General features: G+C 62.3%; 20 protein-coding genes. 9 read left to right on the top strand and 11 right to left on the bottom strand.

The features are described from left to right. Positions 1–501 precede the first annotated feature (501 nt). Positions 502–3,507 carry a ribonucleoside-diphosphate reductase subunit alpha gene (locus BM438_RS37670; protein ID WP_093645216.1) on the top strand — a complete coding sequence of 1,002 codons (3,006 nt, stop codon included), beginning with the start codon at positions 502–504 and terminating at the stop codon, positions 3,505–3,507. Positions 3,508–3,595: 88 nt separating this feature from the next. Here BM438_RS37670 and BM438_RS45075 read toward each other — a convergent pair whose 3' ends face one another. After that, on the bottom strand, positions 3,596–3,799 hold the full coding sequence (locus BM438_RS45075) for a hypothetical protein (protein ID WP_143131828.1): 204 nt from the start codon (positions 3,797–3,799) through the stop codon (positions 3,596–3,598). A gap of 411 nt (positions 3,800–4,210) precedes the next feature. On the opposite strand from BM438_RS45075, the gene BM438_RS37660 reads away from it, so the two are divergent. From BM438_RS37660 to BM438_RS37650, 3 genes are all read left to right on the top strand, one after another. Then, a complete protein-coding gene (locus BM438_RS37660) occupies positions 4,211–5,446 on the top strand; it encodes a ribonucleotide-diphosphate reductase subunit beta (protein ID WP_054040807.1) in 1,236 nt (411 codons plus the stop codon). A gap of 85 nt (positions 5,447–5,531) precedes the next feature. Next, positions 5,532–5,858: a hypothetical protein gene (locus BM438_RS37655; protein ID WP_093645212.1), complete on the top strand. Its 327-nt coding sequence runs from the start codon at positions 5,532–5,534 to the stop codon at positions 5,856–5,858. 30 nt (positions 5,859–5,888) lie between these two features. Further along, a complete protein-coding gene (locus tag BM438_RS37650; protein ID WP_093645210.1) occupies positions 5,889–6,503 on the top strand; it encodes a histone H1-like DNA-binding protein in 615 nt (204 codons plus the stop codon). A gap of 253 nt (positions 6,504–6,756) precedes the next feature. Here the strand turns inward: BM438_RS37650 and BM438_RS37645 are convergent, their stop codons facing one another. The 10 genes from BM438_RS37645 to BM438_RS37600 form a co-directional block, all read right to left on the bottom strand. Beyond that, positions 6,757–7,233: an outer membrane lipoprotein gene (locus tag BM438_RS37645; protein ID WP_054040737.1), complete on the bottom strand. Its 477-nt coding sequence runs from the start codon at positions 7,231–7,233 to the stop codon at positions 6,757–6,759. Between the two features lie 25 nt (positions 7,234–7,258). After that, the gene (locus BM438_RS37640; protein ID WP_093645208.1) at positions 7,259–8,197 is read right to left on the bottom strand and encodes a carbohydrate kinase family protein; all 939 of its coding nucleotides are present in this window, start codon (positions 8,195–8,197) and stop codon (positions 7,259–7,261) included. A gap of 96 nt (positions 8,198–8,293) precedes the next feature. Then, positions 8,294–8,794, bottom strand: a complete 501-nt coding sequence (tpx, locus tag BM438_RS37635; RefSeq protein ID WP_054040805.1) for a thiol peroxidase — start codon at positions 8,792–8,794, stop codon at positions 8,294–8,296. Positions 8,795–8,865: 71 nt separating this feature from the next. Beyond that, complete coding sequence (locus BM438_RS37630) at positions 8,866–10,206, bottom strand: zinc-ribbon and DUF3426 domain-containing protein (RefSeq protein ID WP_093645206.1); 1,341 nt, start codon at positions 10,204–10,206, stop codon at positions 8,866–8,868. Positions 10,207–10,254: 48 nt separating this feature from the next. Then, a complete protein-coding gene (prmA, locus tag BM438_RS37625) occupies positions 10,255–11,157 on the bottom strand; it encodes a 50S ribosomal protein L11 methyltransferase (protein ID WP_093645203.1) in 903 nt (300 codons plus the stop codon). A 3-nt stretch (positions 11,158–11,160) separates the two neighbouring features. After that, positions 11,161–12,528, bottom strand: coding sequence for an acetyl-CoA carboxylase biotin carboxylase subunit (accC, locus tag BM438_RS37620; protein ID WP_054040733.1), 1,368 nt, complete (start codon positions 12,526–12,528; stop codon positions 11,161–11,163). Between the two features lie 129 nt (positions 12,529–12,657). Beyond that, positions 12,658–13,128: an acetyl-CoA carboxylase biotin carboxyl carrier protein gene (gene accB, locus BM438_RS37615; RefSeq protein WP_093645201.1), complete on the bottom strand. Its 471-nt coding sequence runs from the start codon at positions 13,126–13,128 to the stop codon at positions 12,658–12,660. 76 nt (positions 13,129–13,204) lie between these two features. After that, positions 13,205–13,660 carry a type II 3-dehydroquinate dehydratase gene (gene aroQ, locus BM438_RS37610; RefSeq protein ID WP_093645199.1) on the bottom strand — a complete coding sequence of 152 codons (456 nt, stop codon included), beginning with the start codon at positions 13,658–13,660 and terminating at the stop codon, positions 13,205–13,207. Between the two features lie 194 nt (positions 13,661–13,854). Continuing rightward, positions 13,855–14,403 carry a TlpA family protein disulfide reductase gene (locus BM438_RS37605; protein ID WP_093645197.1) on the bottom strand — a complete coding sequence of 183 codons (549 nt, stop codon included), beginning with the start codon at positions 14,401–14,403 and terminating at the stop codon, positions 13,855–13,857. A gap of 17 nt (positions 14,404–14,420) precedes the next feature. After that, the gene (locus BM438_RS37600) at positions 14,421–15,074 is read right to left on the bottom strand and encodes a UDP-N-acetylmuramate--alanine ligase (protein WP_093645194.1); all 654 of its coding nucleotides are present in this window, start codon (positions 15,072–15,074) and stop codon (positions 14,421–14,423) included. Between the two features lie 212 nt (positions 15,075–15,286). Between BM438_RS37600 and mpl the strand changes: the two genes are divergently transcribed. The 5 genes from mpl (at position 15,287) to mtgA (ending at position 21,227) form a co-directional block, all read left to right on the top strand. After that, complete coding sequence (mpl, locus tag BM438_RS37595) at positions 15,287–16,681, top strand: UDP-N-acetylmuramate:L-alanyl-gamma-D-glutamyl-meso-diaminopimelate ligase (RefSeq protein ID WP_093645192.1); 1,395 nt, start codon at positions 15,287–15,289, stop codon at positions 16,679–16,681. Next, positions 16,678–17,280, top strand: a complete 603-nt coding sequence (locus tag BM438_RS37590; protein WP_093645190.1) for a YqiA/YcfP family alpha/beta fold hydrolase — start codon at positions 16,678–16,680, stop codon at positions 17,278–17,280. The genes mpl and BM438_RS37590 overlap by 4 nt, the downstream gene beginning before the upstream one ends. Before the next feature lie 177 nt (positions 17,281–17,457). Next, positions 17,458–19,572: a ribonuclease catalytic domain-containing protein gene (locus BM438_RS37585; RefSeq protein ID WP_093645188.1), complete on the top strand. Its 2,115-nt coding sequence runs from the start codon at positions 17,458–17,460 to the stop codon at positions 19,570–19,572. Next, complete coding sequence (aroE, locus tag BM438_RS37580) at positions 19,569–20,432, top strand: shikimate dehydrogenase (RefSeq protein WP_093645186.1); 864 nt, start codon at positions 19,569–19,571, stop codon at positions 20,430–20,432. The genes BM438_RS37585 and aroE overlap by 4 nt, the downstream gene beginning before the upstream one ends. Before the next feature lie 72 nt (positions 20,433–20,504). Beyond that, positions 20,505–21,227 (top strand): monofunctional biosynthetic peptidoglycan transglycosylase, encoded by a 723-nt coding sequence (gene mtgA, locus BM438_RS37575; protein WP_093645184.1) that lies wholly within the window; start codon positions 20,505–20,507, stop codon positions 21,225–21,227. Positions 21,228–22,058: the final 831 nt, after the last annotated feature.

Here is a 22,058-nt window from a genome sequence, read left to right as displayed (position 1 = left end):
GAGGAGAACAAGGCGCTGCCTTGTTCTCCGGGGAGTCGGCTTCGCGTCGCGCTATGCAAAAGTCAAGCCTTTGAAAGCAAATAAAACGATTTGACCTGTCTTGAAACTACACTATACTTGGTGCCAGAAATTCAGTTTCGCACTATATCTTGTGTCCGGTGTGTATAACTCTGTGCATAACTGAGTGCATAAGTTTGCGGCGCCCCGCTTCCCGAGCACGGCGCCGCAAGCATTCCGGGCGGCGATAAATATTCCTGCGGCGTGGCCGGTCGAGAGAAGCGGCAGCGTCCAGAAACATTCAGGAAAAGGGCATAGCAAGTGATCGCGACACACATGATGAAGACCGTTTTCAATTCGAACCAGGCTTCACTGCTGTCGCATCCCGCCACCCGGCTCAGCCGGCCTTTTTTCTGCACCCCATCGCTTGCGCACGCGGCGGCGCAGCGTTCGTTTTAATCCGCGGTTATCTCCGCAACATTTCCAAGACCAGGAGCTTTGCACATGCAAACCACCGACAACGCGACGACCCGGTACGAGGGTTCACCGGCTGGCCAGGCCTTTGGCCAGACACAAGGCGCCCAGGCGCTCGCGCCGCAAGTGACCTACGCCGACTACAAGGTGATCCGTCGTAACGGCAGCGTGGTGTCGTTCGAGCCGTCGAAAATCGCCATCGCCGTGACGAAGGCATTTCTGGCCGTCAACGGTGGTCAAGGCGCGGCGTCGGCTCGCGTGCGCGAACTGGTCGAGCAACTTACGCAGAACGTGGTGCGCGCACTCGTGCGCAGCCGTCCGAACGGCGGCACGTTCCATATTGAAGACATCCAGGATCAGGTCGAACTCGCGCTGATGCGCGGCGGCGAACATAACGTCGCGCGTGCCTACGTGCTGTATCGCGAGAAGCGCACCCAAGCGCGCGGTCATGACGACCAGATCGTCGCCAGCACGCCGGGTCTGAACGTCACCGACAACGGCGTGACGCGTCCGCTCGACATGGCTGCGCTGCGCGGCATCATCGAACTGGCGTGCTCGAACCTGGGCGACGCCGTGAGCGCCGATCCGATCATCGCGGAAACGGTGAAGAATCTGTACGACGGCGTGCCGATGAGCCAGGTCTACGACTCGGCAATTCTGGCTGCCCGCACGATGATCGAAAAAGACCCGGCTTATAGCCAGGTCACGGCCCGCATCCTGCTGCACACGATCCGCCGCGAGATCCTCGAAGAGGAAGTCACGCAAACGGAAATGGGCGAGCGCTACGCCGAGTACTTCCCGCAATTCATCAAGCGCGGCGTGCAAGCCGAACTGCTCGACGACAAACTCCTGCAGTTCGACCTGAAGCGCCTCGGCGCCGCACTCGACAACAACCGCGACCTGCAGTTCGGCTACCTCGGCCTGCAGACGCTGTACGACCGCTACTTCCTGCATCACGACGGCGTGCGCATCGAAATGCCCCAGGCATTCTTTATGCGTGTCGCGATGGGTCTGTCGCTGAACGAGATCGACCGCGAAGCGCGCGCGATCGAGTTTTACAACGTGCTGTCGAGCTTCGACTTCATGTCGTCCACGCCGACGCTGTTCAACTCGGGTACCCGCCGCTCGCAACTGTCGTCGTGCTACCTGACCACGGTCGACGACGACCTCGACGGTATCTACGAAGCGCTGAAGGAAAACGCGCTGCTGTCGAAATTCGCCGGCGGTTTGGGCAACGACTGGACGCGTGTGCGTGCTCTGGGTTCGCACATCAAGGGCACCAATGGCAAGTCGCAAGGCGTCGTGCCGTTCCTGAAGGTCGTCAACGACACGGCTGTCGCCGTGAACCAGGGCGGCAAGCGCAAGGGCGCGGTCTGCGCGTACCTGGAAACGTGGCACCTGGACATCGAAGAATTCCTCGAGCTGCGTAAGAACACCGGCGACGACCGTCGCCGCACCCACGACATGAACACGGCGAACTGGATTCCCGACCTGTTCATGAAGCGCGTGCACGAAGGCGGCGACTGGACGCTGTTCTCGCCGTCCACCTGCCCGGATCTGCACGACAAGTTCGGCGCGGAATTCGAAACGGCTTACACGGCTTACGAAGACAAGGTCGCGCGCGGCGAGATCAAGCTGTTCAAGAAGATTCCGGCGGCGCAACTGTGGCGCAAGATGCTGGGCATGCTGTTCGAAACCGGCCACCCGTGGATCACGTTCAAGGATCCGTGCAATGTGCGTTCGCCGCAACAGCACGTCGGTGTCGTCCACTCGTCGAACCTGTGCACGGAAATCACGCTGAACACCAGTGACGCCGAAATCGCCGTCTGTAACCTGGGCTCCGTGAACCTCGTCGCTCACTTGAAGGAACAGGCGGACGGCACTCTGGCGCTCGACCACGACAAGCTCAAGCGCACCGTCAGCGTCGCGATGCGCATGCTCGACAACGTGATCGACATTAATTACTACGCAGTCGCCAAGGCACGTAACTCGAACCTGAAGCACCGTCCGGTCGGCATGGGCATCATGGGCTTCCAGGACTGCCTGCACCTGCTGCGCACGCCGTACGCGTCGCAAGAGGCGGTTGCGTTCGCCGATACGTCGATGGAAGCGGTCTGCTACTACGCCTACTACGCGTCGACGGAGCTGGCGCAGGAGCGCGGCCGTTACTCCAGCTACCGCGGCTCGCTGTGGGATCGCGGCATCCTCCCGCAAGACTCGGTGAAGCTGCTGGCCGAAGCGCGCGGCGGTTACGTCGAAGTCGATTCGAGCGAATCGATGGACTGGACCGAACTGCGTTCGCGTATCGCCACCTACGGCATGCGCAACTCGAACTGCGTCGCCATCGCACCGACGGCGACCATCTCGAACATCATCGGCGTGTCGGCCTGTATCGAACCGACGTTCCAGAACCTGTATGTGAAGTCGAATCTGTCGGGCGAATTCACGGTGGTCAACGACTACCTGGTGCGCGACCTGAAGGAACGCGGTCTGTGGGACGAAGTCATGGTCGCCGACCTGAAGTACTTCGACGGCACGCTCTCGCGCATCGACCGCATCCCGGCCGACCTGCGCGCGATCTACGCGACCGCGTTCGAACTCGATCCGGTGTGGCTGGTCGAGGCGGCTTCGCGTCGCCAGAAGTGGATCGACCAGGCGCAGTCGCTGAACATTTACATGGGCGGCGCGTCGGGTAAGAAGCTCGACGAGATCTACAAGCTCGCTTGGGTGCGCGGTCTGAAGACGACCTACTACCTCCGCACGATGGCGGCGACGCACGTCGAGAAGTCGACGGTGGCGCATGGCGCACTGAACGCGGTGAGCTCGGGTGGCGGCGAAGGATCGGGCGGTGCGGGTGGTGTCGGCGGCGGCGCGGCAGGCGGCTTCGGCGTGAGCGGTGGTGCAGCTTCGGGCGGCATCCAGGTCGCGGCGGCAGCGCCGGCAGTTGCAGTCGAAGCAGCGCCGGAAGCAGATGGTCCGGTGTGCATGATGCGTCCGGGCGATCCTGGTTTCGACGAGTGCGAAGCTTGCCAGTAAGAAGTCTGGCGATCGCGACTAAGCACGAAGCAGGCGGCAGGATCGCCGCTTGCTAAGCGGGTTGTAGGTAAAGACCCGAATGCAGCGATCAGCAAGCTTGATAGAAGTGATGCATAAGCGAAGTAGACGAGCGGCGCAGCGAAACGAAATCGACGTTGCGCCGCTCGTCGAAAAGCAGCGAAGCACGGCAAGCAACTGAAGTCGTGAAGCGGCAGGCAAACAGCAGGCAAGCGGTAAGCAAGTAGTAGATGACGCAGTCAGCAGTCGGCAGCACCGACGAAGCGCTCGACATGAAGCGCTCAGCAAACGCTCCGGTCGAAGGTCTATCGACACAACCGGTCAGATGCATCGCTCGACATTGCATTGAACTCCGCCTCGCCAGCACTGACGAACAGGCAAGCACGGGACAGCCGGAACGTCAGCACGAGGCAGCAGGAAGCAATCGCAAAACGCTGCAAGCACGCTCCGCAATACAGATAGATAGAGCAGCGAAACGTCGCTTTGACACGTTGCTCTTCGAGCTCGCGAAGCACCTCGACGACACGCGTTCAACACGCTTCACATGAGGCGACACACACAGTCTGTTGAACAAAGTGTTGTATGAACGTAGCAACGCGAATCGAAAACAGGATTTTTCATCAGCGAACTCTTTTATCGCTCGTGAAAAGATGGTACAAACCGTTCTAAATTGATGGTGACATTTATGCTCAACTGGGATGACGAGATCACTGCCGTAACTCCCTCGAGCGCTACGCAACAGAATGTGTTGCGCAACGCTGCGGGATCGGCTGTCGGTTCGCAAGTCGGAACGCGTTCCGCTCCTCACGCTCCCTCGGCTCAAGACATCTTCGCGAACGACATCGCTGTCGCTCCCGTCGCTCATGTGACCCACGCTGCTACCGGAACGGCTGCCGCCTCCGAAGCGCGAGTCAATGTCGCCGACAAACGCATCATCAACGGCCAGACCGACGTCAATCAGTTGGTGCCGTTCAAATACAAGTGGGCCTGGGAAAAGTATCTGGCTGGTTGCGCCAACCACTGGATGCCGCAAGAAGTGAACATGTCGCGCGACATCGCCCTCTGGAAAGACCCGAACGGTCTGACCGAAGACGAGCGCCGCATCGTCAAGCGCAACCTGGGCTTCTTCGTGACGGCCGACTCGCTGGCCGCCAACAACATCGTGCTGGGCACCTACCGCCACATCACGGCGCCCGAATGCCGCCAGTTCCTGCTGCGCCAGGCGTTCGAAGAGGCGATCCACACGCACGCTTACCAGTACATCGTCGAGTCCCTGGGCCTCGACGAAGGCGAAATCTTCAACGCGTATCACGAGGTTTCCTCGATCCGCGCGAAAGACGAATTCCTGATTCCGTTCATCCATACGCTGACCGACCCGGCCTTCAAGACCGGCACGCTCGAGGCAGACCAGACCCTGCTGCGCTCGCTGATCGTGTTCGCCTGTGTGATGGAAGGCCTGTTCTTCTACGTCGGCTTTACGCAAATCCTGGCGCTGGGTCGCCAGAACAAGATGACCGGCGCCGCGGAACAGTACCAATACATCCTGCGCGACGAGTCGATGCACTGCAATTTCGGCATCGACCTGATCAACCAGATCAAACTCGAAAACCCGCAACTCTGGACGGCTGAGTTCCGCGCGGAAATCCGCGAGATCTTCCAGCAAGCGGTCGAACTTGAATATCGTTACGCAGAAGATACGATGCCGCGCGGGGTGCTCGGCCTCAATGCGTCGATGTTCAAGAGCTATCTGCGCTTCATCTGCAACCGCCGTTGCCAGCAGATCGGTCTCGATCCGCTGTACCCGAACGAGGAAAACCCGTTCCCGTGGATGAGCGAGATGATCGACCTGAAGAAGGAACGCAACTTCTTCGAGACGCGAGTGATCGAATATCAGACTGGCGGCGCGCTGACCTGGGAGTGATCCGGGTTCGTGTCGCAGATGCATTCATTTTGGGGATGCCGGCAGGCTTCGGCCGCGGCAATTTAGTTAGGAGCAGAACCGCCTGATGCAAATTGTGCCCAGTGCGCCGCGTGCCTTCGCGGCCCACAAACATGACTGGCACTTTGCGAACCCTTCAGTGGGATGGGCAAACTTCCCCCCGGAAAAAGCCGCTGGCGTTGCCGCCAGCGGCCCGATCAAGCAATTGCCGGCGCTGAGATCCAGCGCCGACCAGATCTGGCGCGCGGTGCCCAAGGGCACGGCGCGCCTTACCGCATTCATTAGCGTAAGCGCGCAGCACCTGCGTACGCCGATGAATAGCCCGCTTCGTAGCGCGCGCCCTGAGAAGCGTCCGCGGGAAGCGGGTTTTGACGAAGGGTGTAGTTTGAACTGACTCTCATCTGAAAACCTGAAGGAGAAAATGATGGCAACTATCAAGAAAGCAGCAGCTAAGAAACCCGCAGCCAAGAAAGCTGCTCCGGCAAAGAAGGCCGCTCCGGCGAAAAAAGTCGCTGCCAAGAAAGTCGCAGTGAAGAAGGTTGCAGCGAAGAAGGCTGCGCCGGCAAAGAAAGTCGCTGCCAAGAAAGTCGCAGTGAAGAAGGTTGCAGCGAAGAAGGCACCGGCAAAGAAGGCAGCGCCGGCTAAGAAAGCAGCTGTGAAGAAGGTTGCAGCAAAGAAGGCAGCACCGGCGAAGAAGGCCGCAGCAAAGAAGGCGCCGGCTAAGAAGGCTGCTGCCAAGAAGGCTGCGCCTGCTAAGAAGGCTGCTGCCAAGAAAGCTGCGCCTGCTAAGAAGGCTGCCGCCAAGAAGGCTGCGCCTGCGAAAAAGGCTGCCGCTAAAAAGGCTGCGCCTGCCAAGAAGGCTGCCGCGAAGAAGGCCGCTGCTCCTGCCAAGAAGGCTGCCCCTGCGAAGAAGGCTGTTGCCAAGAAGGCTGCACCTGCTCCCGCTGCGACTTCTGTCTCGAGCGCACCGGCGGCGACGGTGAAGACCGCGCTGAACCCGGCAGCTGCATGGCCGTTCCCGACGGGCAGCCGTCCGTAAGCAGTAGAAGTATTTCGACACGTCTTACTGTGTGTCGATGATCGAGTAGCGCTTGAAGCAGCATCACCGAGCGCTACTCGGTCAGGGTCCCGTTGCCGGGTTTCTGGCGACGGGATTTTTTTTGCCCGGGCGAGGGTGCTGGCTTTGAGAAGCGAGTTCGAAACCCGCAGGCGAAAAAAAACGCATGCACAGAGGGCATGCGTTTGAAGTCGTCGCGGTGGCGCGTGAAGCGCGACCGCACGAGAGGGGAAACTTAGTGTGTGACGCGCGTGACGCCGCCGCTGGAAAGCAGACGGACGCGCTCGCCGGCGCGGAAGATTTCGCCGGTGGCGCTTTGGGTAATCGCGCGCATGTCGCCGTTATCGAGTCGCACGGTGATCTCGAGGCCGTCGTGCACCGCAACGCCGTTCTCGACCGCATTGCCTGCCACTGCGCCAGCCAGGCCGCCGATGATGCCCGTCACGATCGAGCCGCGACCACCGCCGATCGCGCTGCCGGCCACCGCGCCCAACGCGCCGCCGCCGATCGCACCCAAGCCGCTCGGCTGGCCGTTGTTCGAACTGATCTTCACGGCCCGAACGCTGTCGACCGTGCCCATGCGGACCGTTTCTTCGCGTTGTGCCTGCGACGCCGTGTAGACGTCGGCAGAACTGCTGTTGTACGCACACCCCGACATGGCCAGCGAACCGGCGATCAAGGCGGCCACTACCAGGCGACTCGTTGTTCTCATTCCCTAACTCCAATAGCTTGCGGCATTACTGCAGGTCGTATCCGAACGCCTGCTTGAACCGTTCGTTGATCTCCGCCCGGTTGGGCGCGTAGTTTTGCGGGCCTTGGTGTTCGATCTTCAGCGCGCCCATCAGACTTGCCAGACGCCCCGTGGTCGCCCAGCCCAGCTTGTTCTCGATGCCGTAGAGCAAGCCGCCGCGGAACGCGTCGCCACAGCCCGTAGGGTCGAGCACCTGCTGTGCCTTGACCGCCGGAATGGCTTCGATGCCACCGGCGTGATGGATCTGCGCGCCTTGTTCGCCGAGCGTGACAATCAGCGCTTCGACCTTGCCGGCGATCTCTTCGATCGACCAACCCGTTTTGTTGCTCACCAGTTTGGCTTCGTAATCGTTGACAGCTACGTAAGTAGCAAGTTCAATCATGCGGCGCAGCGACTCACCGTTGAACAGCGGCAAACCTTGGCCCGGATCGAAGATAAACGGCACGCCGGCCGCTGCCAGGTGCTCGGAATGCTGGATCATGGCGTCGTAACCGTCCGGTCCGACGATGCCGAGGGTGATGCCCTTCGCTTCGTCGGCGCGGTTCAGGTGCGCCTGCATCATCGCACCAGGGTGGAACGCGGTGATCTGGTTGTTTTCGAGGTCGGTGGTGATCATCGCCTGGGCCGAGTACGTGTCCGGCACCACCAGGACGTTTTCCGTCGAGAGGCCGAGCTGCCTGAAGCGGTCCATGTAGAGCTGCGCGTCGATCGCGCCAAGCGCGCCCATGATGCGCGCGTTGCCGCCGAGCAGATGCAGCGAGTAGGCGATATTGCCCGCGCAGCCGCCGAACTCACGGCGCATCGTCGGCACGAGGAAGCTCACATTCAGGATGTGGACCTGCTCCGGCAGGATGTGCTCCCGAAAGCGGCCTTCGAAGGTCATGATGTTGTCGTAGGCGAGCGAACCGCAAATCAGCGTAGCCAAGGCGAGCGTTCCTGTAAAAATCGATAAAGAGAATGGGCACGACGATGTGACAGCGCCGCGCATGAAGCGCGGCGCCGGGGTTCGTGCGCGAAGGTTTTACTTCAGCGCGGCAAGCGCTGCGTCGTAGTTCGGCTCGTTCTTGATTTCGCCGACCAGCTCAGCGTGCACGACCTTGTCGTTCTCGTCGACGACCACCACGGCGCGTGCCGTCAGACCCGTCAGCGGGCCGCTCGTGACGTCCACGCCATAGGCTTGCGCGAACTCATGGCCGCGGAACGTGGACGCCGTCACGACGTTCTCGATGCCTTCGGTCGTGCAGAAACGCGATGCGGCGAACGGCAGGTCGCCCGACACGACGATCACAGCCGTGTTGCTCAGCTTGGCTGCAGCCTCGTTGAACTTGCGGGTCGACGTGGCGCAGGTCGGCGTGTCGAGGCTCGGGACGATGTTCAGCACCTTGCGCTTGCCGGCAAAGTCGGCCAGCGACAGCGGCTTCAGATCCTTGCCGACCAGCGAGAAGGCGGGGGCAGTCTGGCCCACGCTCGGGAACGTGCCGGCTACTTCGATCGGGTTGCCACCCAGCGTAACTTGACTCATGTTGTCGTGCTCCGAAAATTCGTCAGTAATGACGGTGAACACGCCCGGTCAGTGCCGGGCGCGAGGATGCGTTACGGATAAAAAATCTGTACGCGGAAATTTGACGCGACCGCATTGCCCGTGTCGAGATGCACGATCATGGTCTGGGTCGTGTGCGCCGGCAGTCCGGCCGCAATCGGCGTGCCGGGTGCGACGTAGTCTTGCGGCCACAGCACGCGGCGCACGGCGACATTGTTCTGGTCGTCGAGCAGCGTGAGTTCGATCGCCGGGTAGGCCAGCGCAACATTGGCGCGGTTGCGCAGCGGCATTTTCAGTTCGAGCTTGTGCGGGCCGTCGATCTGCCGCAGGTCGGACGGTTCGACCTGCAAACCGTCGATGTCGTGCGGCGGCGTGATCTGGCAGCCGAGCTGCGCGCAGGCCTTTACGTAGAGGGTCTGCGAGCGTGGGAAGTAGACCTGCACGGTTTCACGCTGCCACCAGGCGAGTTGCGCGAGCAGGGCGATAACCAGCAGTGCGGCGACCACCGAGCCGAAGATGATCCAGCCGAGGCGGCGCGGTTCGGCCGGGCGGGTTTCGCGCACCACCGGGAAGGGATCGACGCCGTCATGCACCGGCTGGACCGCGAAGGGTTCGCCGCTCGATCCAAAGCTGGCTGGGCCCGAGCCACCGCCCGCGGCGGCTGCACCCAGTCCGGCTGCCGCAGCTACGCCTGCAGCGCCTAAGCCGGCCCCACCTAAGCCGGCCGCACCTGAGGCGGCCCCACCGAAATGCGGTTCATTGTCAGGAATGCCATGCAAGCTGGCCGGCTCGTGCAAAACCGGCTCGTCAGCATCAGCAAGATGTTCAGAAGGACGCTCGGTCTTGTGCCAGACCCGCGGCGCTGCTTCCGTAGACGGATTGGCCTCGTAAGCGAAAGGCTCACGCGGCAGGTCCGGGGGCGTCTCGGCCTCGTTGGCAACGGGTTCGAGCGGCGCGTTCGCGAGACTGGGTTCGTGGTCGGCAGCAATCGGCGTGGTGAAGGCGCTCGCCGGCAGTTCCGGCTCGGTAGCGTGACGCGGCGTGACCGCGACGCCTGCGCCGGTTGAAATCGGCGTAAGCGGCAGATTGCTGGCGTTGTGAAGCAGGCGGTTGTCGATCGTGGCGTCGGGCGTCGGCGCCCATGGATCCCATGCTTCAGCGCTGAAATCGGGGCCCTTGGGGCGTACGCCGGACAAGGCCTCGATCGCCGCAGCCGCGGCAATTGGCTTGGCGGAGGAGAAGTCGCCGGCCTCGTTCAGTTCGAACAGGCTGCTCGATGCGTCGAATACTTCATGGCAATGCCCGCAACGCACGAGGCCGCGGCGCAGCGCGAGCTGCGCCGGTTGCAGGCGGAAGACGGTTTCGCAGAAGGGGCAACGCGTCGCCAGGAGCATATTGAGCCGATAAGCCGAAAGGCCGTTGGTTGGACAATACGCCTTATTCTAATGGCTTTCGCGGCGCGTTCCCGTCAGGCATACCCAACCTTCGTGTTCGCGCCATACGCCGATGTCGATCCATCGCGAATAGACCTGCGCCACTTCGTCCGCCTGGCGCGCCAGAATGCCTGACAGCGCGATCCGGCCACCCGCCTTGACCTTCGACGACAACATCGACGCCATCAGCTTGAGCGGGTTGGAGAGGATGTTGGCGACCACGATATCGAACTCGCCGGTGGGGCATTCGTCTGGCAAACCGTACGTGACTTCCGCCCGGTTGCGCTCGCTGTTGTAACGCGCCGATTCGACCGCCTGCGGGTCGATATCGATGCCGTACACCGGGTTGGCGCCGCACTTCTTCGCGAGGATCGCGAGGATGCCCGAGCCGCAGCCGTAGTCGAGCACGGATTGCTCCGCCTTCACCGACTGCTCCAGCCATTCCATACACAGACGCGTAGTGGGATGGCTGCCGGTGCCGAACGCGAGGCCCGGATCGAGTTCCAGCACGAGTGCGTCAGGGTCCGGTGCGTCGTGCCACGAGGGCACCACCCAGATGCGCTCGCCGATCGAAATCGGATCGAATTGCGACTGTGTGAGACGCACCCAATCCTGCTCTTCGACTTCACGCACGGTAAACGACGGCGCGCTTTCCAGCCCCACCTCGTTGGCCGCCGCCGCGAGCAGCACACCCGGCTCCTGTTCCGGCGCGAGCAGGGCGATCACGCGCGAACGCTGCCACGCCGTACGATTCGGCGTGAGACCGGGCTCGCCGAACAGCGGCTGCTCGTCGGGCGTGTCGGCGTCCGCATCTTCAACCGATACGGACAACGCACCCAACTCGAGCAGCGCGTCGGAGAACTCCTCCGCGTGCTCGCGTGCCAGCTCGGCGATCAGTTCCCGGTAGCTCATGACTTACGCTTCTTCCGGCGCGGCCTGCTGTTTCGCGGCCAACCGGTTTTCGAGGTAGTGAATGCTGGTGCCGCCTTCCACGAACTTCGCGTCCAGCATCAGCTCGCGGTGCAGCGGGATGTTGGTCTGGATGCCTTCCACCACCATTTCCGACAGCGCGATGCGCATCCGCTTGATCGCCTGCTCGCGCGTCGCGCCGTAAGCGATCAGCTTGCCGATCATCGAATCATAGTTCGGCGGCACGAAATAGCCATTGTAGGCGTGCGAATCGACTCGGATGCCGGGGCCGCCCGGCATATGCCACGACGTCAAACGTCCCGGAGACGGCGTGAACTTGAACGGATCTTCCGCGTTGATCCGGCATTCGATCGCGTGACCCTTGAACACGATGTCGCGCTGACGGAACGCGAGCTTCTCGCCCGCTGCGATGCGAATCTGTTCCTGCACGATGTCGACGCCCGTGATCAGCTCGGTCACCGGATGCTCGACCTGCACGCGCGTGTTCATTTCGATGAAGTAGAACTCGCCGTTTTCGTACAAGAATTCGAACGTACCCGCGCCAAGATAGCCCATCTTCTTGCAGGCGTCCGCACAGCGATCGCCGATGCGGTCGATCAGGCGGCGCGCGATGCCGGGCGCCGGCGCTTCTTCGATCACTTTCTGGTGACGGCGCTGCATCGAGCAATCGCGCTCGCCGAGCCAGACTGCGTTCTTGAACGAGTCGGACAGAATCTGAATTTCGATGTGCCGCGGGTTCTCCAGGAATTTCTCCATGTAGACCTGCGGGTTGCCGAACGCACGGCCGGCTTCTTCGCGCGTCATGTTGACGGCGTTGACCAGCGCTGCTTCGGTGTGGACCACGCGCATGCCGCGGCCACCGCCGCCGCCGGCGGCCTTGATGATCACCGGGTAGCCGACCTGGCGGGCAATTTTCACGATCTCTTTCGGATCTTCCGGCAACGCGCCTTCAGAACCCGGCACGCAGGGCACGCCGGTCTTGATCATGGTTTGCTTGGCGGTCACCTTGTCGCCCATCATCCGGATCGTTTCCGGGCGTGGGCCGATAAAGGTGAAGCCGGACTGCTCGACGCGCTCGGCGAAGTCGGCGTTTTCCGACAGGAAGCCGTAGCCGGGGTGGATCGCTTCGGCGTCCGTCACTTCTGCCGCGCTGATCAGCGCCGGCATGTTCAGGTAGCTCAGATTCGAAGGCGCCGGGCCGATACAGACCGCCTCGTCGGCGAGCTTCACGTACTTGGCTTCCTTGTCGGCTTCCGAATAGACGACGACCGTCTTGACGCCCAGTTCGCGGCAGGCGCGCTGGATGCGAAGCGCGATCTCGCCACGATTGGCAATAAGAATTTTTTCAAACATAGCGGATTTTCGACTCATCAATAGGCGCCCGGTCGATCACAACACGGGCTGCCTCAGAGGATCGGTCGCGCGCCTCGGGACGGCAGGCGCGCGGGCGGCAGGCGCAAAAAAAGCGCAAAGCGTGCCGCGTTAGCCGACCACGAACAGCGGTTGGCCGTACTCGACCGCCTGGCCGTTTTCGACGAGGATTTCCTTCACCACGCCGGACTTGTCCGACTCGATTTCGTTGAGCAGCTTCATCGCTTCGATGATGCAGATCGTCTGGCCTTCCTTGACCGTGTCGCCCACCTGGACGAACGGATCGGCGCCCGGCGACGGTGCGCGGTAGAAGGTGCCGACCATCGGCGAGGTCACCACGTGGCCTTGCGGCGCGACGGGCGCCGGCGTAGCCGGGGCGCCCGCTGCGGCAGCCGGTGCTTCGCCGCCCGGCAGCGGTGCCGGCTGGGCATATTGCGGAGCATACGAAGCGGACGGTTGCACGTAAACCGGCGGCGCATTCTTGACGATGCGGACCTTGCCTTCGCCTTCGGTCACTTCGAGTTCGGAAATACCGGACTCCGAGACGAGGTCGATCAGAGTTTTCAGTTTACGTAGATCCATCAGGAAGCCCCTTTCAATGCGTAAAGTGCCGGCGCGTGCAATCGCAGTACCCGGCTTAAATTGGACGTGTTTGGAATCAGCCGCGCGACGAGCCGGCCGACAGCCGGTCGAGCGCGAATTCGAGCGCGTACATATATCCCTTCCAGCCAAGGCCGCAAATCACGCCTTCAGCCTGGTCGGAGAAATACGAGTGATGCCGGAACGGTTCGCGGCGATGTACGTTCGAGAGATGAATCTCGACGAACGGGATGCCGACCCCCGCCAGTGCGTCCCGAATGGCCACGCTGGTGTGCGTGTACGCGGCGGGATTGATCAGTATGAAATCGGTTTGTTCAGTCCGGGCGGATTGGATGCGATCGACGAGAGCGCCTTCATGATTGCTCTGGAACGACGCGAGTTCGACGCCTGCGTCCGCTGCGCGGTCCGCAAGTGCCTGATCGATCTGCGGCAGCGTTACGCGGCCATAAACCTCCGGTTCCCGGGTGCCGAGAAGGTTGAGGTTGGGGCCGTGCAGTACCAGCAGTCGCGTCATGGTCGCTTCTTTTTCCGTGGAATTGGGCGCACTTTAGCGCTGATTAGAGAAACTTGTCTAGTTTCCTGCGCGTTGGAAACGATCCTGGCGATCTTTCGCCACCTCTCCGGGCGCCCATCTTCTCTCAAATTCGAGCGATTTGCGCGTAATTTCGCGCCTTTTGCCCCGATCTGATCGTCAAAAGAATGTGAAATTTAGAGCGCGTCGAGCGTCTGTTTCAGCGCTTGTGGGTCGATTTGCCCTAATTTTGTCGAGCGGATGTTGCCTTTTGCGTCGATTACGACGGTAAAGGGCAGGCCGCCCGCAGTATTGCCGAATGCGCGCGCAAGATCGGCGCCGCCAAACCCGGTCACGTAGACCGGGTAGGCCACTTTCACCTTCTGCAGGAACGCCTGGACGTTTTTATCCGAATCGACGCCAAGTCCTACAAACTGGATCCCTTTCTTCGCATATTCGCGTTGAAGTTGCGAAAGAGCGGGCATTTCCTCTACGCACGGTCCGCACCAGGACGCCCAGAAGTTGACGACGATTGGGTGACCTTTAAGCAAACTTAGCGATTGCGGCTTGCCGTCGACATTCGTGACGGGCGCGGTCCAAAGTTGCTCGACGGCGCTTTGCGTGGAACCGGGCTGCGCCGCGTGGGCGACTTCCGGGTCGCCGTTCAGCAAGTGATTGGCCAGCACTCCGCCACCCGCGGCGGCGATCGCGACGAGCGCGCCTGCCAGAATCCGTTTCGTATTCATTCCAGGTCTAGGTCTGTCTAATTAGTTGAAGAGGTGACATTGCTGCTGTCGAGCAGCGCCTGAACGGCCTGCTGATTCGCCCGGGCCGTGCGGCCGCGCGCGTCGGCCCGAACCGCGCCGCGCAAGTCGTCCGTTTCGTACAGGGCGACGTGGATGCCGGCCGGCTCCGCATCGCGCCCTTCGTTCGTGGGGCGCCAGAGGAAGCTCAGCGTCTCGACGTAGCCGCGGCCGGCAAAATGCCGCGTCTCCGAAACGTCGTACTGGATGTTGGCGTTCAGAAAGTAGATCGCCACTTCTTTCGGGTTGTCGCAGAACACCTGAAGGTGGATATCCGAGTGTTCGCCGGCTGTGCCGCCAAGCACCGCGCCGGTCAGATAGGGATTGAACGGCGCAAGCCGCTCCATCCAGTCGATCGCGATACGGCGCAGCCGCCGCAACAACACTGGCTGGCTGTCGCCCTGGAACAGCGACTGATATTCACGGATTTCTTCTTCGATCTGGTCGTTATCCGGCAGCCATTCGCCGGCAACACGGCTCTCGCCGACTACCTGCCGTGCCGCTTTACGCTTGGCCGTTGCGTAGTCCAGACCGTCTTCAGCGATCATCCGGGCAGCCGCGATGGCGATTTCCTCGCGCACGCGCTGCGGATCGAAATGTGATTTGCGAACCATCTCTCAATCATACTAGAGATTGATGACAGCCCTTTCTGGGCGGTTCACGCAGGGCGTTTTGCGGGGGCGGGACGGGCAGCCATCCTGGCGGCCCCGTTCGTAGGGCGATTCGGAGGCGTCGGTTACAATAGCGTCCTTTGCGGACGGTCGTTTCGACCGCTCTTCCGCACTCCCATCCCTCGCAAAATACGCCCGCGCGGCACGACAGGCTTATGCACATCCACATCCTCGGTATCTGCGGCACGTTCATGGGCGGACTCGCGGTCCTCGCGCGCGGCGCGGGCCACACCGTGACGGGCTGCGACGCCGGCGTCTATCCGCCGATGAGCACGCAGCTCGAGGCGCAAGGCATTCGTCTGATTGAAGGCTATGACGCCGAGCAGTTGAACGGCCTCAATGCCGACCTGTTCGTGATCGGCAATGTGGTCTCGCGCGGCAACCCGCTGATGGAAGCGATCCTCGATCGCGGCCTGCCTTATGTGTCCGGTCCGCAGTGGCTCGGCGAGCACGTACTGAACGGCAAGTGGGTGCTGGCGGTGGCCGGCACGCACGGCAAGACCACCACCAGTTCGATGCTGACCTGGCTGCTCGAAGACGCGGGTCTCAATCCGGGCTTCCTGATCGGCGGCGTGCCGCTGAACTTCGGGGTGTCAGCGCGGCTGACCGATTCGAGCTTCTTCGTGATCGAAGCCGACGAGTACGACACGGCCTTCTTCGACAAGCGCTCCAAGTTCGTGCACTACCGGCCGAAAACCGCGGTGCTGAACAACCTCGAGTTCGATCACGCCGACATTTTCCCGGATCTGGCCGCGATCGAAACGCAGTTCCATCACCTGATCCGCACGGTGCCGGGCATTGGCCGTATCGTCACGAACGGTCGTGAAGACGCGCTGGAGCGCGTGCTGACGCGCGGTTGCTGGAGCGAAGTCGAGCGGTTCGGCGTGCAAGGCGGCTGGGAAACCCTGCCGGCGGAAGACGGCGTGCCGGTCGACGAGCGTTTCGCCGTGTATCACAACAGTGAGCGCGTCGGCGTGGTCGAGTGGCAGGTGCAGGGCGAACACAACCGCATGAATGCGCTTGCCGCGATCGCCGCCGCGCGCCATGTCGGCGTGCCGCCGGCGCAAGCCGCGAAGTCGCTCGCAAGTTTCCGGAATGTGAAGCGCCGCATGGAAGTGCGCGGCAGCGTCGACGGTGTGACCGTCTACGACGATTTCGCTCACCACCCCACGGCCATCGAAACGACGGTGGCCGGACTGCGCGCCCGCGTCGGCCATGAAAACACGCGAATCCTGGCCGTGCTGGAACCGCGCTCGAACACCATGAAGCTCGGGGTGATGAAGGCGCAACTGCCGGCGAGTCTGGCGAACGCCGATCTCGTGTTCGGCTACGGCGCGCCGGCTGGCCGCGACGCACTCGGCTGGGATCTCGGCGAGGCGCTCGCACCGCTCGGCGGCAAAGCGCAGGCATTCGACAATCTCGACGCGCTGGTCAAGGCGGTGGTTCACGCAGCGCGCCCCGGCGACCAGATTCTGGTGATGAGCAACGGCGGCTTCGGCGGCGTGCATCAGAAGCTGCTCGACGCACTTTCGGCACGAGGCGCTTCGTGATCCTTTATTTGCACGGTTTCCGTTCGTCACCCAATTCGTTCAAGGCGCGCGTGCTGGCGGCGCGTCTCGTCGAACTCGGCCGCAGCGACGAGTGGTGCTGTCCGATGCTGCCGGTTTCGCCGTTCGAGACCGTTGCGCTCGCTGAATCGCTGGTCGCGGCTGCGAAGCCGAAAGACGTCACGGTGATCGGCAGTTCGCTCGGCGGCTACTTCGCCACGCATCTCGCCGAGAAGCACGGCTGGCCGGCGGTGCTGTTGAACCCGGCGGTCGTGCCGCAGCGCGACCTGAGCGCCTATCTCGGCGAGCAGCCGCTGTGGCACGGCGGCGGCAGCATCACGGTCGAGCCGCATCATCTGGACGAGCTGCGCGCGCTCGGCGTCGCGTCGATCACTCGGCCCGAACGCTATTATTTGATGGCCGCCACCGGCGACGAAGTGCTCGATTACCGCGAAATGCTCGCGCACTATCCGGGCGCACGCACTACGCTGATCCAAGGGAGTGACCACGCGATCAGCGAATTCGCGCAATACGTCGACGAGGTGCTGGCCTTTTGCGATGCCGAAGACGTCGAGCCGCCGGCGCCGCGCGAAGCCGCCTGAGCGTGCCGACGATCCCGCAGCGAGGCCGTTGCGGATCACCAGAATCATGCCGCCGGCGCGCGCGTATCGCGCCGCGGATCCACTACCACGAACACGTTGCCGTGCCGCGCACGCAGTGACCGATAGCTGAACCCAATCGGGCGCGCCGGCAGATGCAAGACAGAACGAGAGTATTGAGTGAACGTTTTCTTTGAGGAATCGGGCAGTTTCAAGGCGGGCAGCGTGCTGTCGCGTCAGGGCGATGCTTTTCAGGTCGAGCTGCCGGGCGGCCGGCGCGCCAAGGTGCGCGCGAAAGACGTGCTGATCGAATTCGAAAAGCCGAGCGCGGGCGAGCTGATGCAACAGGCTGACGCCGCCGCGCAGGATATCGATCTGGACTTCCTGTGGGAATGCGCGCCGGAAGACGAATTCCCGTTTGCCACGCTGGGCGCCGAGTATTTCGGCGATGGGTTCGGCGCCATCGAGCGTGCGGCGCTGGTGCTGCGCCTGCACGGCTCGCCGGTGTACTTCCGCCGCAAGGGCCGCGGCATGTACCAGCGCGCGCCGCAGGAGCAACTCAAGATGGCGCTCGCCGGACTGGAGCGTAAACGCCAGCAGGCGCTGGTGCAGGCCGGTTACGAAGACGAACTGAAGGCGGGCCGTCTGCCGGAAGGCTTCAGCGGCAGCAAGGCGCTGGCTTTGCTCACGAGGCCCGACAAGAACACGATCGAATACAAGGCGCTCGAAGGCGCGGCCGCGGCGCGCGGTATCTCACAGGCGCGGCTGATGCTCGAATGCGGTGGAATTCCGTCGGCTCGCGCGTTGCATGAGGCGAAATTCCTCTCTGAGTTTTTCCCGCACGGCACCGGCTTTCCGCCGGTCACGGTCGGCACATTGCCGGAAGATCTGCCGGAAGCCGATGTACAGGCGTTCTCGATCGACGACATCACCACGACCGAAATCGACGATGCGTTCTCCGTTGAGCATCTGGCCGACGGCCGCGTGCGGATCGGCGTGCACATTGCCGCGCCGGCGCTCGGCATCGCGCGTGGCGACGAGGTCGATGCGATCGCGCGCACGCGTTTGTCGACCGTCTATATGCCGGGCGACAAGATCACGATGCTGCCCGATAGCGTCGTGGAAGCGTTCACCCTGGCCGAAGGCGGCTTGCGGCCGGCGCTGTCGCTGTACGTGATCATCAATCGCGAGACGCAGGAAATCGTGGCGAGCGAAACGCGCGCCGAGCGTGTGTTCGTGAAGAACAATCTGCGCCACAACACGCTGGACGAGCTGGTCACCGAAGAGGCGCTGGCCGCCGGCACCGGCGATTATCCGCACAAGGAAGACATTGCCGTGCTGTGGCCGTTCGCGCAGGCGCTGTTCGAAAAGCGTCAGACCGCGCGCGCCGGTTACGGCCTGCGCCGCGAAGTGCAGCGCAACACCGATTTCAACTTCTATGTGGAAGGCGAGCACATCACGATCACGCCGCGCCGGCGTGGTTCGCCGCTCGACACGATCGTCGCGGAGCTCGCGATTCTCGCCAACTCGTCGTGGGGCGCGTTCCTGCATGACCACGGCGTGCCGGGCATCTACCGTACGCAACGCGCGTTCGGTGCGCCGACCGGCCCGAAGCGCACCCGCATGCAAACCAATGCAGCGCCGCACGAAGGCTTGGGCGTCACGCAATACGCGTGGAGCACGTCGCCGCTGCGCCGCTACGTCGACCTGGTGAACCAGTGGCAGTTGCTCGCCTGCGTGCAGCATGGCGTGACCGCGAAACTGGCCGCACCGTTCAAGCCCAAGGACGCCGATCTGTTCGCCGTCGTGCAAGGTTTCGACGACACCTACACCGCGTATGCCGATCACCAGCGCCGCATGGAGTACTTCTGGTGCCTGCGCTGGCTGAAGCAGGAGAACCGGAAGCAGGTGGTGGCATCGGTGGTGAAGGGCGATCTCGTGCGTCTGGAAGAGATTCCGCTGCTGCTGCATGTGCCGGGTCTCGGCGTGCATGCACGCGGTACGCGCTTGCAGATGGAAGTGATGTCGATCGACGAACTGACCGTCGAAGCGTCCGTGCGCCTGCTGCATGTGCTCGACGCGCCGGCGGTGACGAGCGGCAGCGAAGCTGAGGAAGCCGACGAGGGTGAAGAAGAAATCATCGACGTGGCTGAGGAAAGCGCCGAAGGCGAAGCCGAGGCTCAGGCGGAAGCCGACCTCGACGGCGGCGCGACCGAACCGGGCGACGCCGAAAACGCCGCTGGCACCAGCGATGCAGCAGCCGACCAGCAGCACGTAACGGAGCCGGGACGATGAGCGTCAGCGATTCGCGCGACCGCTACGCGGTCATCGGAAACCCGGTCGGTCATAGCAAATCGCCGTTCATTCATGGCCGCTTTGCCGCGCAAACCGGCGAGCCGATCGAGTACGGCCACCTGCTCGCGCCGGTGGATGCTTTCGTGCCGCACGTGCGCGCTTTTATCGAAGCTGGCGGCCGCGGCATGAACGTGACGGTGCCATTCAAGCTCGACGCGCATGCGTTCGCCAACACACTGTCGCCGCGGGCGGCAGCAGCGGGCGCGGTGAACACACTGCGGTTCGACGCAAACGGTGTCTACGGCGACAACACGGACGGCTTCGGCCTCGTGCGAGACATCGAGGTGAATCTCGGCGTTTCGTTAAAGGGTGCACGGATTTTGCTGCTTGGTGCGGGCGGCGCCGCGCGCGGCGTCGTGCTGCCGATGCTGGACCGCTCGCCACATACGCTGACGATCGTCAACCGTACAGCGGCGAAGGCCGAAGTGCTCGTGGACCAGTTCGCGCAGGCCGCACGCGACGCCGCATGCCGTCTGACCGGCGGCAGCGCGCGAGCGATCGAAGTGGGCACATACGACGTGATCGTCAACGCGACGGCGGGCAGTCTGGATGCTTCGTTGCCCGAATGCGACGACCGCGCGTTCGGCGCCGGCACACTCGCTTACGACATGATGTACGGCGCGCATCCGACGGTGTTCATGGAGCACGCGCGGAAGCTGGGTGCACGCGGCGCCGACGGCCTCGGCATGCTGGTCGAGCAGGCGGCCGAATCGTTTTACGTGTGGCGAGGCGTGCGGCCCGACGGCGCGCCGGTGCTGGCTGAATTGCGAGCGTTATTGACGGCGCCGCCGCACGCATAGACCACCGCATTAATTTCCAGACTACGCAACGCACCGACCCACACGTTCACCGACTCGAGGACTCCAGGTACGATGAAAACAACGCGGCGCGCGAGCCGGCCAGGTCCGGTGCGATGGATCTTCTATCTCGGCGCCGTGTTGGCGATTGCGTGGCTTGCGACGCAGGCGTTTTACTTCGCGCAGATTGCGGTGTGGAATTACACGAATCCCCGGTCGACCGCTTTTATGCGATCGGACGCGTGGCGTTTGTCGCAGGACCGGCCTGATCTGTCGGTGCAACGCACGTGGGTACCGTACGAACAGATTTCGCACAATCTGAAGCGAGCGATTATCGCGTCCGAAGACGCGAACTTCGTGAACAACAACGGCTACGAGACCGACGCCATTTTGCAGGCGTGGGAGAAGAACAAGGCCAAGGGCAAGATTGTTCGCGGTGGTTCGACGATTACCCAGCAGTTGGCGCGGAATCTTTTTCTATCTCGTGAGAAGAGTTATATCCGCAAGGGGCAGGAGCTGATCATCACGTGGATGCTTGAGACCTTGATGGACAAGCAGCGCATCTTTGAGATTTATCTCAACTCCGTTGAATGGGGCAATGGGGTTTATGGCGCGGAGGCGGCCGCGCATTATTACTACAAGACTTCTGCTGCCAAATTGACTGCCGGGCAGTCGGCGCGGCTGGCTGTGATGCTGCCGCAGCCTAAGTATTTTGATGAGCACAGGGGCTCAGCGTATCTGGCTCAAAGGTCGCGCGTGATTGCGCGGCGGATGGGGGCTGCTGAGTTGCCAGATTGACGGTTTTTTTGCCTGCGCGGCGCTTTTTGTTCGTGTCTCTGGCCTTGGTGCCTTTCCTTGCATTGTTAGTGGTCTATTAGCGTTGCCCCTGTGCGGGGCGGCACTTACTTTCTTTGCCGCCGCAAAGAAAGATAAGCAAAGAAAGCGGCTAGAAGCCCCTGCTAAGTGGGGCCCGTGGTCTGCCACGGGTAGTGGTGCGACTGGAATCTGTGTTCGTGCCGATGCATGCGCTTGTGACAAGGGCGTCATACTTCCGGCGACGCTGCGCGCGCCGAAGAGCCATTCATAAAACCTCCCTCTACGTTTCAATTCCTACCCCTCGCCGACAGGTCGTGGCTCGTCATTGCACCGCCATCACCTTCTCGATTCCGATTGCAACGGCAACGGCAACGGCAACGGCAATGGCACATGCGAACGCGACCGTGGTTGGGATTGGGGCAGGGTGGAGCGAGGCGGGGCGGTGATTCAGCACACCGACATATCGTTTGAGGCGGGGTTTCCGGGGTGAGTGCAGAGGCGCCTCGCCGAGGCGAAGCCGATGGCTCCCACAGATCTCAAACGAAGCCCTTGGTTTCCCATGCAAACCCGTCCGCGACGCACGCAGTGCGGAGTGGGAGCTGACGAGTCCTTTGTCACTAACGCCGAATGTGCGAGAGCACGGATTCCAGTCGCACCACTACCCGCAGCAGACCACGGGCCCCACTTAGCAGGGGCTTCTAGCCGCTTTCTTTGCTTACTTTCTTTGCGGCGGCAAAGAAAGTAAGTGTGTAGTGGTTCAATGAACCTGGACACCTCTAAAGGGGATAATTCTCCAACTGAGGTGAGAAATGA

Origin of the sequence: Paraburkholderia aspalathi (assembly GCF_900116445.1) — a bacterium.
In the GTDB taxonomy this organism is placed as follows: Bacteria; Pseudomonadota; Gammaproteobacteria; order Burkholderiales; family Burkholderiaceae; genus Paraburkholderia; species Paraburkholderia aspalathi.
Note: the sequence above shows the minus strand (reverse complement) of the source record. Positions and strands in the feature narration are given on the sequence as shown.

Coding starts and splice junctions, on each gene's coding strand:
- BM438_RS45075 (WP_143131828.1), bottom strand. CDS start 3,799: ATGTCGAGCGCTTCGTCGGTGCTGCCGACTGCTGACTGCGTCATCTAC.
- prmA (WP_093645203.1), bottom strand. CDS start 11,157: ATGAGCTACCGGGAACTGATCGCCGAGCTGGCACGCGAGCACGCGGAG.
- tpx (WP_054040805.1), bottom strand. CDS start 8,794: ATGAGTCAAGTTACGCTGGGTGGCAACCCGATCGAAGTAGCCGGCACG.
- BM438_RS37670 (WP_093645216.1), top strand. CDS start 502: ATGCAAACCACCGACAACGCGACGACCCGGTACGAGGGTTCACCGGCT.
- BM438_RS37600 (WP_093645194.1), bottom strand. CDS start 15,074: ATGGTTCGCAAATCACATTTCGATCCGCAGCGCGTGCGCGAGGAAATC.
- BM438_RS37645 (WP_054040737.1), bottom strand. CDS start 7,233: ATGAGAACAACGAGTCGCCTGGTAGTGGCCGCCTTGATCGCCGGTTCG.
- aroQ (WP_093645199.1), bottom strand. CDS start 13,660: ATGACGCGACTGCTGGTACTGCACGGCCCCAACCTCAACCTTCTCGGC.
- BM438_RS37650 (WP_093645210.1), top strand. CDS start 5,889: ATGGCAACTATCAAGAAAGCAGCAGCTAAGAAACCCGCAGCCAAGAAA.
- BM438_RS37660 (WP_054040807.1), top strand. CDS start 4,211: ATGCTCAACTGGGATGACGAGATCACTGCCGTAACTCCCTCGAGCGCT.
- BM438_RS37605 (WP_093645197.1), bottom strand. CDS start 14,403: ATGAATACGAAACGGATTCTGGCAGGCGCGCTCGTCGCGATCGCCGCC.
- accC (WP_054040733.1), bottom strand. CDS start 12,528: ATGTTTGAAAAAATTCTTATTGCCAATCGTGGCGAGATCGCGCTTCGC.
- BM438_RS37630 (WP_093645206.1), bottom strand. CDS start 10,206: ATGCTCCTGGCGACGCGTTGCCCCTTCTGCGAAACCGTCTTCCGCCTG.
- accB (WP_093645201.1), bottom strand. CDS start 13,128: ATGGATCTACGTAAACTGAAAACTCTGATCGACCTCGTCTCGGAGTCC.
- BM438_RS37655 (WP_093645212.1), top strand. CDS start 5,532: ATGCAAATTGTGCCCAGTGCGCCGCGTGCCTTCGCGGCCCACAAACAT.
- aroE (WP_093645186.1), top strand. CDS start 19,569: ATGAGCGTCAGCGATTCGCGCGACCGCTACGCGGTCATCGGAAACCCG.
- mpl (WP_093645192.1), top strand. CDS start 15,287: ATGCACATCCACATCCTCGGTATCTGCGGCACGTTCATGGGCGGACTC.
- mtgA (WP_093645184.1), top strand. CDS start 20,505: ATGAAAACAACGCGGCGCGCGAGCCGGCCAGGTCCGGTGCGATGGATC.